Source organism: Bacillus sp. FSL R9-9497 (genome assembly GCF_038005805.1).
GTDB classification, from domain to species: Bacteria; Bacillota; Bacilli; order Bacillales; family Bacillaceae_G; genus Bacillus_A; species Bacillus_A cereus.
In genome coordinates this window covers 4,305,963-4,320,910 of the sequence record NZ_JBBOTY010000001.1, presented here as the reverse complement: position 1 = coordinate 4,320,910, position 14,948 = coordinate 4,305,963, and the positions used below count along the sequence as shown (strand labels likewise).

Below are 14,948 nucleotides of genomic sequence, written 5' to 3'. Positions count from 1 at the left end.
CCACAGAAGGAGATGCAGGTAAAGCCGCAAAAAGAGGTGCAAAAAGAACAGCCAATTCAAAAAGAAAAACCAGTTGAAAAACCGTCTGTTATTCAAAAACCACCTGTGATAGAAAAACAAAAACCGGCGGAAAAAGAAAACACGAAGTTTTCGGTAAATGTATTACCGCAGCCGCCACAACCACCAATAAAACCGAAAAAAGAATATAAAATTTCAGATGTAATAAAAAAAGGAAGCGAGTTAATTGCTCCTCAAATTAGTAAAATGAAACCTAACAATATCATTTCTCCGCAAACGAAAAAAAATAATATAATATCGCCGCAAGTGAAGAAAGAGAATGTAGGGAATATAGTGTCACCACAAGTGAAAAAAGAGAATGTAGGGAATATAGTGTCACCACAAGTGAAAAAAGAGAATGTAGGGAATATAGTGTCACCACAAGTGAAAAAAGAAAATGTAGGAAATATAGTGTCGCCGCAAGTGAAAAAAGAAAATGTAGGAAATATAGTGTCGCCACAAGTGAAAAAAGAAAATGTAGGAAATATAGTGTCACCACAAGTGAAGAAAGAAAACGTAGGGAATATAGTATCGCCAAATGTATCGAAAGAAAATGTAGTTATTCCACAAGTCATACCGCCAAATATTCAAATGCCGAATATAATGCCAATTATGGATAACAATCAACCACCGAATATAATGCCAATTATGGATAACAATCAACCACCGAATATAATGCCAATTATGGATAACAATCAAATGCCGAATATGATGCCAATTATGGATAACAATCAAATGCCGAATATGATGCCAATTATGGATAACAATCAAATGCCGAATATAATGCCGATTATGGATAATAACCAAATGCCGAATATGATGCCAATCATGGATAACAATCAAATGCCGAATATAATGCCAATTATGGATAACAATCAAATGCCGAATATGATGCCGATTATGGATAACAATCAACCACCAAATATGATGCCCTATCAAATGCCGTATCAACAGCCCATGATGCCGCCGAATCCGTATTATCAACAACCAAATCCATATCAAATGCCATATCAGCAAGGAGCGCCGTTTGGACCGCAACATACGTCTATGCCAAACCAGAATATGATGCCAATGGATAATAACATGCCGCCGCTTGTGCAGGGTGAGGAAGATTGTGGATGCGGAGGAGAAAGTAGACTATATAGTCCACAACCAGGCGGTCCGCAATATGCGAATCCTTTATATTATCAACCAACTCAGTCTGCATATGCACCACAGCCAGGAACGATGTATTATCAACCAGATCCACCAAATGTATTTGGAGAGCCCGTTTCAGAAGAAGAGGACGAAGAAGAAGTTTAAAAAGGCGGGAGTATTCCCGCCTTTTTTGCATTCTTGTTGATTAAGAAAATGCAGTTTTTTTATGAAGTGCTAGAAAATTCCCAGTGAAATATTAACAGTGTAAAAACCTTCTCTGTTACTCATCATAAGAGGGAGCTTTTCAGTAGAGAAGCTCATTCTAACAGAGGGGGTTTTTGTATTGAATACGAAAGTAAAAGTGATTGCTGCTTCTTTGTTAGTTACTAGTGCATTAGCTGCATGTGGTACACCAAAAAACAATGCAATGGATGGACGTAACTACAATTACGAGCGTACATCTTATAATGATACACACCAGTATCGTGATAATGTGACGCGTAATGATCGTTATACAGATTATGTAACATATAGAAATGGTCGTAACGATACAGGATACAATTATTACCGTGATGTAAATTACAATGGACAAATTGCTAATCCGCATCCAACTCGTAATATTACAATGAACAATTCATACATTAACAATGATGGTAAAACAGCTGAAAGAATAACAAATCGTGTGAAACGTATGAATAACGTAGACCGTGTGTCTACAGTTGTATATGGAAACGATGTAGCGATTGCGGTAAAACCACGTAACACAGTGACAAATGAAACGGCGATGGCGAACGAAATTCGTCAAGCTGTTGCAAATGAAGTTGGAAACAGAAACGTATATGTTTCTGTAAGAAATGATATGTTTACTCGTGTCGATGCAATGAGTACGCGTCTACGTAACGGTACAGTTACAAACGATTTTAATCGTGATATAGGAAATATGTTCAGAGACATTCGTTACGGTTTAACTGGTACAGTGCGATAGCAAAACAAAAGAGGAAGGGGGAGCCCTTCCTCTTTATTCATCTTCGTCTTGTAAACGACGTTTTTTAATGAAATAACTAACGGAATAAGAACCTAAAAAGCATATGAAGAGAATACCACCTGTTAAAATAGCTTCAAATAGGGGGCTTTCTGGACTGAAAATGATATAAATAATAGCCATAACGATTCCTACAATAAGAGAGCGTAAAACAATTTTGTAATAAGGAGTTAATTTTATCTCCTTTTCACTTTCTTCTACATCAATTGAAACACTTAACTGTAAATAACTAAGGATCATACTCGTAAGAATAAATACTAGCCATAATGGAGATTTCGTAATTTGATCTATTCCTTCAGTGAATCCGATATAGCCTAAAATACCGATTATACCAAGTGATTGAAAAAGAAAAGCAATACGTACGTTTTTTAACGTTTGCAGAATGAGACGTTCATCCTTTATTTTTTTCACACTACCCATCTCCTGTTTATTATAATTTCGCTGTTACATTAATTGTAACATATATATTACATTTATCAATTTATAATTTACATATAATTTGTTTAGATGAAAGAGGAAATAAAATATTTTTATAAACATGTTGCACTTATACTTTATTAATGTTATATTAGCAAAGCGATGAGCTAATTTACGTAAGACGAGAGATATGCTTAAGTGCTAAACACGCGAATGTGGTCGCCTGGTCTCTCGCCGTAAACGCATCAAGACGCCTGCTTTGCAGGCGTCTTTCATTTTATATAAAAGTAAATGATACATGCAGATGAGGTGAATCCTTATCTGCATTTTTTATATTTTCGAAAGAAATGTAATATGGATAAAACCCCCATTTCCGGAAAAACTACTAATGAAAGTATGATCTTGCCTAAAAGAGGTGAACGGAAATGAAATGGATACTGATTGCGATGCAAGCTTTCGTTATGATGTTTTGTTTCGTTTATGAAACGAATGTGAAGGCGGAAGGGCCAGTACCAAAAGTAACGAAAAAAGAACCTGAGGTTACAATTTTATTAGAGCGTATGTATGTTGATGGCGAAGTAAGCGAAGAAATACTTACAGAAAAAGTGACGGATTTAGAAAAGTTTTTACAGCAGTATAAAGAATGGCAGCTCGTTGATCGTGATGATGTACAAATTGTATTGCAAAAGAAAGTTGATGATATTTCTCCGTTATTGAAAACGAGCGGGTATTTTGGTGTTTCAGAGGAAGGGATATTACAAATTTTCAAAGGTGTGCCAAAAAATGATAATGCGATCCATTCTTTCTTTCAAATTGATATGAAAAAGCTTGAGAGCTATGAACGTGCGAAATTGAAACGTGGCATTCGTATTAAATCAAAAGAAGGTTTTGTGAAGACGATTGAAAAAATGAAGCAATACGCAGTTCAAAGTAAGAAAAAAAGCAGCTCATGGTGAGCTGCTTTTTTTCTTATTTATTTTTAGCTAAAATTTCTTTTGCGATTTCATCAATTAGCATATCTTTTCCGATTGGATTGAATGCTTTCGTATTGAAGACTTCATTTGATACTTCATATACGTGATTATTTTTAACTGCTTTATTGTCTTTCCAAACGGCACTGTTTTTGTAGTCTTCGTAAACTTTATCAGCTTCGCCGCCGAAGTTTACAATAAACATTTGGTCAGGCTGGAATGCAACTAGACCTTCTAGTGATACTTGCGCCATCGTTTGTTTTAAATCCGTACCTTTTGTTGCTGGAAGTTTTAAGTCATTAAAGATGATGTCACCGTATCCGAAGCTACCGTATACACGGAAGTTTTGTGGTGTAACTGCAACGAACATAAAGTTCTCATCTTTTGTTTTCTCTTTAATTTTTTTAGATAAAGAGTCTGCTTTCTTATCGTAGTCTGCAATCCATTTGTCTGCTTTCTTCTCTTCGTCAAATAGCTTACCTACTTCTTTAAACTTACCACGCCAGTCTTCTAAGTTTGTTTCTAGAACAACTGTAGGTGCAACCTTTTCTAGTTGATCATAAATTTTTAATTGACGGTTGTTTAAAATAATTAAGTCTGGTTTTAAAGCAGTAACAGCTTCTAAATCAACTTTAGGTGCCCAGTACCAACCTACTGCTTTTACTCCATCTAACTTGTCTGTTAAGTGATTTTGGATTTTATCTTTATATGTATTTGCTGTACCAACAGGTTTATGTCCAAGAAGTAATAGTTCTTCTGTTGATCCAGATAAGTCAACAATTCTCTTTGGATTTACTGGAATTGTAGCTTCACCTTTAGCATGTTTTACAACTTTTGTTTTCGGTTGTTCTTTTGCTTTCGATTCTTCTTTTTGAGAAGAACAGCCAACGATAGAAAGAACAACAAGCATAATAGTAAATAAAATAAATAGCTTACGTTTCATCCTGATGTAACCCCTTTAATTAGTATTGATAATCATTATCGACTTCTGTATATTAAGGTGCTTTAACCTTTCTGTCAATGGAAAATAACAGAAGTTTCAAGTGGAGAACATTTGTTGGGGCAGTCTCGCTTTTCTATCATTAAATATGTTAAAATGGAATACATGATTTAAGAGGGAGAGATCGTATTTTGTTTGAATATGTTACAGGTTACGTGGAGTATGTAGGGCCGGAATATGTCGTAATTGATCATAATGGAATTGGTTATCAAATTTTCACACCAAATCCGTATGTATTTCAAAGAAGTAAGCAAGAAATCCGTGTCTATACATATCATTATGTGAGAGAAGATATTATGGCACTTTACGGTTTTAAAACACGTGAAGAGCGTTTATTATTTACAAAGTTGTTAGGCGTGTCTGGCATTGGGCCAAAAGGCGCTCTTGCAATTTTAGCTTCTGGTCAAACAGGACAGGTCGTTCAAGCGATTGAGCATGAAGATGAGAAGTTTTTAGTGAAATTCCCAGGCGTCGGAAAGAAAACAGCACGCCAAATGATTTTAGATTTAAAAGGAAAACTAGCAGATGTCGTACCAGATGCATTTGTTGATTTATTCTCAGACACAGAACGTTTTGATGAGAATAAAGGTTCATCAGCTGAGCTTGATGAGGCACTGGAAGCTCTGCGCGCACTTGGATACGCAGAACGCGAAGTTTCTCGTGTTGTACCAGAGTTATTAAAAGAAGCATTAACGACGGATCAGTATATTAAAAAGGCACTTAGTCTTTTACTAAATGGTAAGAGGTGAGTATAATGGACGAACGTCTCCTTTCAGGGGAATCTGCATATGAAGATGCGGATTTAGAATATTCATTACGGCCACAGACGCTCCGTCAGTATATTGGCCAAGATAAAGCGAAACATAATTTAGAAGTATTTATTGAAGCGGCGAAAATGCGTGAAGAAACGTTAGATCACGTGCTTTTATATGGACCACCAGGTCTTGGTAAAACGACGCTTGCGAATATTATTGCCAATGAGATGGGCGTTAATGTTAGAACAACTTCAGGTCCCGCAATTGAAAGACCAGGAGATTTAGCTGCTGTATTAACAGCGCTTCAGCCAGGTGATGTATTATTTATTGATGAAATTCATCGTTTGCATAGATCAATTGAAGAAGTATTGTATCCTGCGATGGAAGACTTTTGCCTTGATATTGTAATTGGAAAAGGGCCCTCAGCACGTTCTGTACGCCTAGATTTACCGCCATTTACATTAGTTGGAGCAACAACACGTGCTGGAGCATTATCGGCACCGCTTCGTGACCGCTTCGGTGTACTTTCAAGGTTAGAGTACTACACAGTAGATCAGCTTTCTGCGATTGTTGAACGTACAGCAGAAGTATTTGAAGTTGAAATCGATTCGTTAGCTGCATTAGAAATTGCAAGACGTGCTCGTGGTACACCTCGTATTGCGAATCGTCTTTTAAGACGTGTACGTGATTTCGCACAAGTTCGTGGTAATGGAACGGTTACGATGGAAATTACACAAATGGCATTAGAGCTACTGCAAGTAGATAAATTAGGTCTAGATCATATTGATCATAAATTACTGCTTGGTATTATTGAGAAATTCCGTGGCGGTCCAGTTGGATTAGAAACGGTTTCAGCAACAATTGGAGAAGAATCTCATACGATTGAAGATGTGTATGAGCCGTATTTATTACAAATTGGCTTTTTACAACGAACGCCGAGGGGCCGAATTGTAACGCCGCTTGCGTATGAACATTTCGGAATGGAGATACCAAAAGTATGACGGAGATGCCAAAGCTGCTTATTACAGCCGGGATCTTACTCATCGTTGTTGGATTAGCTTGGAAGTTCATTGGAAGGCTTCCAGGCGATATTTTTGTGAAAAAAGGAAACGTTACCTTTTATTTTCCTATCATTACATGTATTGTGTTAAGTATTGTATTATCTTTTATTATGTATATAATAAATCGATTTAAATAAGAAATAGGTGGATATAGCTATGGATATAAATCTGTTTGATTTTCATTTACCAGAAGAACTTATTGCACAAGTCCCGTTAGAAGAGCGTGAAACATCAAGATTAATGGTGTTAGACCGTGAAACAGGTGATATTGAGCATAAGCATTTTACGGATATTCTTTCTTACTTACATGAGGGGGATTGCTTAGTTTTAAATGAAACGAAAGTTATGCCTGCTCGTTTGCACGGTGTGAAAGAAGATACAGGCGCGCACATTGAAGTACTTCTTTTAAAACAAGAAGAAGGTGATAAGTGGGAAACGCTTGTAAAGCCAGCGAAACGTGTAAAAGAAGGAACTGTTATCTCTTTTGGCGAAGGGAAATTAAAAGCAACTTGCACAGGAACTGCAGATCAAGGTGGACGTCAGCTTGAATTTTCATATGACGGCATCTTCTATGAAATTTTAGATGAACTTGGGGAAATGCCACTTCCTCCATATATTAAAGAGACGCTAGAAGATCGCGATCGCTATCAAACAGTATATGCGAAAGAAATCGGTTCAGCAGCAGCGCCGACTGCGGGACTTCACTTTACAGAAGAGTTACTTGAGAAGTTAAAGCTAAAAGGCGTTCAGTTAGCATTCATTACACTTCACGTAGGACTTGGAACATTTAGACCAGTTTCTGCAGACACGATTGAAGAACACCATATGCACGCAGAATATTATCATATGTCTGAAGAGACAGCGGCATTATTAAATCATGTGAAAGAGAATGGTGGACGTATTATTACTGTAGGTACGACATCAACTCGTACGTTAGAAACAATTGCAACAGATCATGAAGGTAAGCTTTGCGCCGCTTCTGGATGGACAGATATTTTCATGTATCCGGGATATGAATTTAAAGCAATTGATGGTTTAATTACAAACTTCCATTTACCGAAATCAACATTAATTATGCTTGTAAGTGCATTTGCAAATAGAGATAATGTACTTCATGCTTATAATGAAGCAGTAAAAGAAAAATATCGTTTCTTTAGCTTCGGTGATGCAATGTTCGTTGCATCTCACGCTAAAATGAGAAACAAATAAAAGGAGTAAGTTATGACAGCAATTCGTTATGAATTTATTAAGACATGTAAACAAACGGGTGCCCGTTTAGGTCGTGTGCATACGCCGCACGGTTCATTTGATACACCAACATTTATGCCAGTTGGTACACTTGCAACAGTTAAGACAATGTCACCAGAAGAATTAAAAGCAATGGATTCTGGCATTATTTTAAGTAATACGTATCATTTATGGCTACGTCCAGGTCATGAAATTATTCGTGAAGCAGGCGGTTTGCATAAATTTATGAACTGGGATCGTGCAATCTTAACAGATTCTGGTGGTTTCCAAGTATTCAGTTTAAGTGACTTCCGTCGTATTGAAGAGGAAGGCGTTCATTTCCGTAATCACTTAAATGGAGATAAATTATTCTTATCACCAGAAAAAGCGATGGAAATCCAAAATGCATTAGGTTCAGATATTATGATGGCATTTGATGAGTGTCCACCATTCCCAGCTACTTTTGAATATATGAAGAAATCTGTAGAGCGTACGAGCCGCTGGGCAGAACGTTGCTTAAAAGCGCATGAACGTCCGCAAGATCAAGGCTTATTCGGTATTGTACAGGGGGGAGAGTACGAAGAGCTTCGTCGTCAAAGTGCGAAAGATCTTGTTTCAATGGACTTCCCTGGTTACGCTGTAGGTGGTTTATCTGTAGGTGAACCGAAAGATATTATGAACCGTGTACTTGAGTTTACAACACCACTTCTTCCAGATAATAAGCCTCGTTACTTAATGGGGGTAGGTTCTCCTGACTCGTTAATCGATGGCGCAATTCGTGGTATTGATATGTTTGACTGCGTACTTCCAACTCGTATCGCTCGAAATGGTACATGTATGACAAGTGAAGGTCGCCTCGTTGTAAAAAATGCGAAATTCGCAAGAGACTTCGGTCCGCTTGATCCAAACTGTGATTGCTACACATGTAAAAACTACTCTCGTGCGTACATTCGTCACTTAATGAAATGTGATGAAACGTTCGGAATTCGTTTAACGTCTTATCACAACCTTCATTTTCTGTTAAACTTAATGGAGCAGGTGAGACAAGCTATTCGTGAAGACCGTCTTGGCGATTTCCGCGAAGAGTTCTTTGAACAGTATGGCTTTAATAAACCGAATGCTAAAAACTTCTAATACATAATTTAAAAGGAGGAACAAAAGATGAATGCAGGTATGATGAATATCGTTATGATCGTTGCGATGTTTGCGATTTTCTATTTCTTATTAATTCGCCCGCAACAAAAACGTCAAAAAGCAGTTGCTCAAATGCAAAGTGAGTTAGCAAAAGGTGATGCTATCGTAACAATCGGTGGTTTACACGGTACAATCGAATCAGTAGATGAGACGAAAATTGTTATTAAATCTGGTGGTTCACACTTAACTTTCGATCGCAATGCGATTCGTGAAGTTGTGAAAAACTAATTTGGAAGGCCCTGCATAAAATATGCAGGGCCTTTTTTAGTTACTTTGCTTTGACATATTTACACCGAAAATACCACCGAGTGTACTCGCCCCCATTAATGCTAATTGATAAAGTAATTGTGAGTTCGATAAAGTTTGAGAAAAGCCTAAATAGTTAACTAGAAAAACGAGTATAGTGAACGTGAGACCTGTTGTGAGACCTACTAGCCATCCTTTCCCTTGAGCTTTTTTACCAGCAATAAAACCAGACATAAGCATAGATAAAAGAGCGAGTATAAAAATAGTAACGGCTAATGTCCCTTCGTTTATATTCGTAAACTTTAATAAAAGAGCCATAATCATGCTAGTAAGAGATGCGAGAATTAATAGTGTAATAATACCGAAGCCGATTGCAGTGGATAATTTTTTCGTTCCATCCATTTATACATTCCCCCTTTTTAATACAAGCATATTTTTCTTTTGTCTAAGTTAGACTAGTTTCTTTTTTATAGGGGAGTCTATACGTAAAAAAGGAGATGTAGAAATGGAATGGATATCAATAATTGGACGGACAATGCTTTTATATATCATCATCTTAATTATTTTTCGTCTTATGGGTAAACGTGAGATAGGAGAACTAAGTGTATTAGATTTAGTCGTATTTATTATGCTTGGAGAAATGGCCGTAGTGGCAATTGAAAATACCGATAAATCACTTTGGCATCAATTAGTTCCGATGACTTTTCTTATGTGCATCCAAATTATTTTGTCAGTCATTTCCCTAAAGTATCAACGCTTTCGGCATTTAATAGAAGGTGAGCCGGCTATTCTTGTAAACGCGGGAAAGATTGATGAAAAGAAGATGAGAAAGCAACGTTATAATATAGATGATTTAATGATGCAATTAAGGGAACAAGGAGTTGGAGATATTCGGGATGTAGAATATGCTATTTTGGAACCGTCTGGGAAGTTATCTGTCTTTCAAAAACAAAAAAATAAACAAGATACATTGCAGTTTACGCTTCCTCTTATTATTGATGGAGAAATTCAATCTAGTCATTTACAAATGATTGAACATACAGATGAATGGCTTATTGAGAAATTAAAAAACTTAGGTTATAACGATGTAACACAAATTTTATACTGTAGTTTTCAAAACGGAAAATTTTTTGTTGATGTAAAAGAAAATTAGAGATTTATCCTTTGAAAGAGTAAGAATGATTAGTTTAACTAATAATCAGTGGAGATTACCCCACTGATTAAAGTTTCAACTTATTTCAAAAATGAAAGTTTACGAATGATAGGGAGACGACTTAACTCTTCTTTTCGAATGAGTTTGAAAGTGAAGAGAAGTACGATATAAACAATTGTTGTTAAAGTGATTTCCCATAATGTTTGTATGCCAAGGGCATGAGAGAAAATAATATATTTATGAAGATAAAAACCGAAGGCGCCCGCGATACCGATGGCAAGTCCGCCGAAAATATAGTCTTTTGCGTAAATGGTAAATGTAATCTTTTTTAAAACAGTAGCGTAGTGAAGAAATGTTACTGTTACAATATTTGCAGCAATAGCGAGAGCAACCCCCATCATTTGAAATTCTGGCCTTGATGCTAGTACAAAAATAACGATTAATTTCACGATGGCACCAATAAATGTATTCATCATTGCAGCTCTTGCTAAGTTTAAAGCTTGCAAAACAGAGGTAAGTGGACTTTGGAAATAATGAAATAAAAAGCAAGGCGCAAGAAGTTGAATGAATGCTGTTGCGCTGTCTGATCCATACATAAGAGTTAAAACAGGAGAAGCGAATACGTATAATATAACGACAGACCATCCGCCGGTAATTAATGAAATTCGAAGTGCTTGTTGTAAACGGTGCTCTACTAATTTATGTTGTCTTTTTGCCATTGCTTCACTAATAGAAGGAACGAGCGCTGTAGAGAGAGCGTATGTAATAAAGGCGGGTAGTGATAGGAGCGGGAATGCATAACCGTTTAATATACCGTATTGCTGGGTTGCAATAGAAGCAGCGACACCAGCGATTGCTAAGCTTTGCATAACGACAATAGGTTCAAAAAAATAGGAAACGGAGCCGATTAAACGACTTCCTGTAGTTGGAAGGGCAATATCCATCAGAGAATAAAATGTTCCTTTGCTTTCCTTTACAGTAGTGAAAAATCCAGAGCGTATTGATAAATGTTTTTCTCGCTGAAATAACGTGAGTAAAAATAATAAGGATGCAACTTCACCGAGAACAGCTGATAACATAGCGCCGGCTGCAGCGTATTCTATGCCGTAAGGTAAAAATAATTGAATGCATATAGCGATAATGGTAATGCGGACGACTTGTTCTAGAACTTGCGCATAAGCGCTAGGTTTCATGTTTTGTTTCCCTTGAAAGTAACCACGCAAAACAGAAGAAACAGCAATAACAGGAACAACGGGCAAAATGGCCATTAATGGATAGTACGTTCTTTCGTCGGTTAATAATGTTTTTGCTAAAATAGGTGTGAGGAACATAATTCCGATTGTTAAAATGATACTAATAACGGATGTAACAGCTAGTGATACGGTTAATATTTTTTTAACTCTTTGTTTATCGTTCACAGCTTCCGCTTCTGCTACAAATTTTGCGATTGCGACAGGAAGACCAATTTGTGTCAATGTAATTGCTAAAATGAATGTAGGAACGGCCATCATATAAAGACCAACGCCTTCTTCTCCCAAAATACGTGCCATTACTATGCGGTTGATAAAGCCGAGTATTTTTGTAATAAAGCCGGCTATCATTAAAATAAATGCGCCTTTTAAAAAGCTTTGTCTCGTCATGTTCTTCTCCTACCTTCTCAAAATCAATGGAATGATTTACAATAATTTATATGCACGTACGAGACAAGAATGACAAGCATTTAAGAGAGTGAAGTATGATAGTGCTCTTGAAAGTAGTTATTGCTGTCCATTAGAGCGGGAATAAAAGCGACTTTTCGTGCGAAATAAGAAGGAGATGTTATAGATGTTAGATAGAGAGGCTTTGGTAGAATCATACCGCGGACAGTTACAAGTCGTTTTAGAAAGTAAAGTAGAAGAGTTTCAAATGTTCGGCTACGACAGAGTGACAGATGATGACATTTGGAAGTTTCTTAAAGTGAAAAAGTGGAAGAAGATAGACAGCGATGTTAGATTGTATGAATTAGTTAATGACGTATTAACAGTAAGTGCTAATGAATATATGACATATTTAACTGTTGAAGCATATCAAGCGCCACTTTGGTCATTTGATGAATATGAAAATAAATAACCGACTGCAATTGGTTTGTTCTTCCTTTTGCAGTATAATGATAGGTATTGATAATCAGGAAATAATTATGTCTAAGATCATATATAAAGGAGGTAGTGAAGAGAGAAAACAAATAATGAAAGTGCAGGTATCGTGAAAACGTACCGGCACAGCTAGTGATGAGCTAGCAAAATTATAGAAAGGAAGTCTACTAACTAGACGTATGCACACGTGTAAAAGTGAATCGTAAGAGATTTATTTAAAGTGTTAGTAGCGGAAAGAGGGTACATATGGCAAAGCGTGGTACGAGAATTGCCGCCTTTTTCCTCATCGTTTTATTAATCGGTGGAGTAATTGGTGCGGCAGGAAAAGACATAGCAAAAGGAATTAGTCTAGGACTAGACCTTCGCGGTGGTTTTGAAATTCTGTATGAAGTAAAACCAGCCAAAAAAGGTGACAAAATCGATCGAGACGTACTTGTAAGTACAGTAGGTGCTCTTGAGAATCGTGTCAATGTTCTCGGTGTAAGTGAGCCGAACATTCAAATCGAAGGGCAAGATCGAATTCGTGTACAGCTTGCTGGTGTACAAGATCAGCAAAAAGCACGTGAAATGTTATCAACACAAGCGAAATTAACATTCCGTGATGTAGATGATAATCTTCTTATGGACGGAACGGATTTAAAAGGCGGCGGAGCGAAGCAAACATTTGATGAGCAAGGCCGTGCGAGCGTAGGTCTTACACTAAAGAGCGCTGAAAAATTCCGTGAAGTAACTGAAAAAATTTCAAAAATGCCACCACCAACGAATTTAATGGTAATTTGGCTTGATTTTGAAGAAGGAAAAGATTCGTACAAAGCAGAATCTGCAAAACCGAATCCGAAGTTCTTATCAGCAGCAACAGTAAACCAAGTATTTAACCAAGCTGAAGTATCTATCGTAGGTGGAAACTTCACAGTTGAAAGTGCGAAACAACTTTCATCTTTATTAAATGCAGGTGCACTTCCTGTTGATTTAAAAGAAATGTATTCAACATCTGTTGGAGCGAAGTTTGGTCAACAAGCGTTAGAGCAAACGATTTTCGCTAGTGCGATTGGTATCGCTCTTATTTTCTTATTTATGCTTGTATTCTACCGTTTACCAGGACTTGTAGCGGTTATTATGTTAGGTTTATACATTTTCGTTACGTTACTTGTCTTTAACTGGATGCATGCAGTTCTTACGCTGCCGGGTATTGCGGCGTTAGTGCTCGGGGTAGGTATCGCTGTTGATGCGAATATTATTACGTACGAGAGACTGAAAGAAGAGCTGAAAATTGGTAAGTCAATGATGTCAGCATTCCGTGCTGGTAACCATCGTTCATTAGCAACGATTTTAGATGCGAACATTACAACACTTGCAGCAGCTGGTGTGTTATTCGTTTACGGTAATAGTTCCGTAAAAGGGTTCGCAACAAGTTTAATCGTAAGTATTTTAGTCGGTTTCATTACGAACGTATTCGGTACTCGTTTCTTACTAAGTTTACTAGTAAAGAGCCGTTACTTCGATAAAAAACCAGGATACTTTGGTGTGAAGCAAAAGGATATTATTCCATTAACAAAAGGTGTAGTACATCCACCAACGAAATTTGATCGTATTAATTTCGTAAATGTCGGTCATAAATTCCTTATCTTCTCGATTGTAGTTGTAATTGCAGGTGCAATTATCTTGCCAATTTTCAAATTGAATCTTGGTATTGACTTTGCGAGTGGTACACGTATCGACTTGCAATCAAAACAAGCAGTTACTGTGTCTGATGTTCATAAAGATTTTAAAGAGTTGAACATTGATGTGAAGGAAGAAAATATTGTACCGACTGGAGATGACAATAAAGGATTCGCAGTTCGTACATTAGGTGTTCTATCAAAAGATGAAATTGCAAAAACAAAAACATTCTTCCACGATAAATATGGTACAGATCCAAACGTAAGTACAGTTTCACCAACAATCGGGAAAGAAATTGCACGAAATGCATTTATCGCAGTATTAATCGCTTCTGCGGTTATCATTTTATACGTAAGTATTCGATTCCGATTTACGTACGCATTATCTGCAGTACTTGCATTATTACATGATGCGTTCGTTATGATTGTTATATTTAGTATTTTCCAATTAGAGGTAGACTTAACGTTTATCGCTGCAGTGTTAACAATCATCGGTTATTCTATTAATGATTCAATCGTTACATTTGATAGAAACCGTGAATTATACAAACAGAAAAAACGAGTTCGCGATATAAAAGACTTAGAAGAAATCGTAAATGCAAGTATTCGCCAAACGCTTGGTCGTTCGATTAACACCGTATTAACAGTGTTATTCCCAGTAATTGCACTGCTTATCTTCGGTAGTGAGTCACTACGTAACTTCTCGTTTGCGTTACTAGTTGGATTAGTTGTAGGTACGTATTCTTCTGTTTTCGTTGCTTCTCAAATTTGGTTAATGCTTGAAAACCGTCGTTTGAAAAAGGGCAAAAACAAGAAAAAGGTTGAGAAAGTAGAATCTGAACCGCAAGTATAGAAAAGATGATGTCTCTTTATGAGGCATCTCTTTTTTCGTTTGTGG

15 protein-coding genes are annotated in these 14,948 nt (G+C 36.9%); 11 read left to right on the top strand and 4 right to left on the bottom strand.

What is annotated here, in order from left to right:
* Positions 1–1,537 precede the first annotated feature (1,537 nt).
* Positions 1,538–2,179, top strand: coding sequence for a YhcN/YlaJ family sporulation lipoprotein (locus MKY21_RS22265; protein WP_001093541.1), 642 nt, complete (start codon positions 1,538–1,540; stop codon positions 2,177–2,179).
* Between the two features lie 33 nt (positions 2,180–2,212).
* Here the strand turns inward: MKY21_RS22265 and MKY21_RS22260 are convergent, their stop codons facing one another.
* Complete coding sequence (locus MKY21_RS22260; protein WP_000721244.1) at positions 2,213–2,647, bottom strand: hypothetical protein; 435 nt, start codon at positions 2,645–2,647, stop codon at positions 2,213–2,215.
* A 431-nt stretch (positions 2,648–3,078) separates the two neighbouring features.
* On the opposite strand from MKY21_RS22260, the gene MKY21_RS22255 reads away from it, so the two are divergent.
* Positions 3,079–3,609, top strand: a complete 531-nt coding sequence (locus tag MKY21_RS22255; RefSeq protein WP_000871178.1) for a BofC C-terminal domain-containing protein — start codon at positions 3,079–3,081, stop codon at positions 3,607–3,609.
* Positions 3,610–3,622: 13 nt separating this feature from the next.
* Here the strand turns inward: MKY21_RS22255 and MKY21_RS22250 are convergent, their stop codons facing one another.
* Positions 3,623–4,567, bottom strand: coding sequence for an iron-hydroxamate ABC transporter substrate-binding protein (locus MKY21_RS22250; RefSeq protein WP_000823606.1), 945 nt, complete (start codon positions 4,565–4,567; stop codon positions 3,623–3,625).
* Positions 4,568–4,755: 188 nt separating this feature from the next.
* Here MKY21_RS22250 and ruvA point away from each other — a divergent pair, with 188 nt between their 5' ends.
* From ruvA to yajC, 6 genes are read left to right on the top strand one after another with little or no spacing between them, the layout of a single operon-like run.
* On the top strand, positions 4,756–5,373 hold the full coding sequence (gene ruvA, locus MKY21_RS22245; RefSeq protein ID WP_000464513.1) for a Holliday junction DNA helicase RuvA: 618 nt from the start codon (positions 4,756–4,758) through the stop codon (positions 5,371–5,373).
* A 5-nt stretch (positions 5,374–5,378) separates the two neighbouring features.
* Positions 5,379–6,380 (top strand): Holliday junction branch migration DNA helicase RuvB, encoded by a 1,002-nt coding sequence (ruvB, locus tag MKY21_RS22240; RefSeq protein WP_000344449.1) that lies wholly within the window; start codon positions 5,379–5,381, stop codon positions 6,378–6,380.
* Complete coding sequence (locus MKY21_RS22235; protein WP_000138162.1) at positions 6,377–6,577, top strand: DUF2905 domain-containing protein; 201 nt, start codon at positions 6,377–6,379, stop codon at positions 6,575–6,577. The genes ruvB and MKY21_RS22235 overlap by 4 nt, the downstream gene beginning before the upstream one ends.
* Before the next feature lie 19 nt (positions 6,578–6,596).
* A complete protein-coding gene (queA, locus tag MKY21_RS22230; RefSeq protein WP_044795855.1) occupies positions 6,597–7,649 on the top strand; it encodes a tRNA preQ1(34) S-adenosylmethionine ribosyltransferase-isomerase QueA in 1,053 nt (350 codons plus the stop codon).
* Between the two features lie 12 nt (positions 7,650–7,661).
* A complete protein-coding gene (gene tgt / locus MKY21_RS22225) occupies positions 7,662–8,801 on the top strand; it encodes a tRNA guanosine(34) transglycosylase Tgt (RefSeq protein ID WP_000125365.1) in 1,140 nt (379 codons plus the stop codon).
* A gap of 27 nt (positions 8,802–8,828) precedes the next feature.
* Positions 8,829–9,089, top strand: coding sequence for a preprotein translocase subunit YajC (gene yajC / locus MKY21_RS22220; RefSeq protein ID WP_000991115.1), 261 nt, complete (start codon positions 8,829–8,831; stop codon positions 9,087–9,089).
* 36 nt (positions 9,090–9,125) lie between these two features.
* Here yajC and MKY21_RS22215 read toward each other — a convergent pair whose 3' ends face one another.
* Positions 9,126–9,509, bottom strand: coding sequence for a TIGR04086 family membrane protein (locus MKY21_RS22215; RefSeq protein WP_000349141.1), 384 nt, complete (start codon positions 9,507–9,509; stop codon positions 9,126–9,128).
* A 103-nt stretch (positions 9,510–9,612) separates the two neighbouring features.
* Between MKY21_RS22215 and MKY21_RS22210 the strand changes: the two genes are divergently transcribed.
* Positions 9,613–10,260 carry a DUF421 domain-containing protein gene (locus MKY21_RS22210; RefSeq protein ID WP_000454820.1) on the top strand — a complete coding sequence of 216 codons (648 nt, stop codon included), beginning with the start codon at positions 9,613–9,615 and terminating at the stop codon, positions 10,258–10,260.
* 80 nt (positions 10,261–10,340) lie between these two features.
* Here MKY21_RS22210 and spoVB read toward each other — a convergent pair whose 3' ends face one another.
* The gene (gene spoVB / locus MKY21_RS22205) at positions 10,341–11,900 is read right to left on the bottom strand and encodes a stage V sporulation protein B (RefSeq protein ID WP_016118661.1); all 1,560 of its coding nucleotides are present in this window, start codon (positions 11,898–11,900) and stop codon (positions 10,341–10,343) included.
* A 184-nt stretch (positions 11,901–12,084) separates the two neighbouring features.
* Here spoVB and MKY21_RS22200 point away from each other — a divergent pair, with 184 nt between their 5' ends.
* Positions 12,085–12,369: a post-transcriptional regulator gene (locus MKY21_RS22200; protein ID WP_000886978.1), complete on the top strand. Its 285-nt coding sequence runs from the start codon at positions 12,085–12,087 to the stop codon at positions 12,367–12,369.
* 269 nt (positions 12,370–12,638) lie between these two features.
* Positions 12,639–14,903 carry a protein translocase subunit SecDF gene (gene secDF, locus MKY21_RS22195; RefSeq protein WP_001119060.1) on the top strand — a complete coding sequence of 755 codons (2,265 nt, stop codon included), beginning with the start codon at positions 12,639–12,641 and terminating at the stop codon, positions 14,901–14,903.
* The last annotated feature ends 45 nt before the right edge of the window (positions 14,904–14,948 follow it).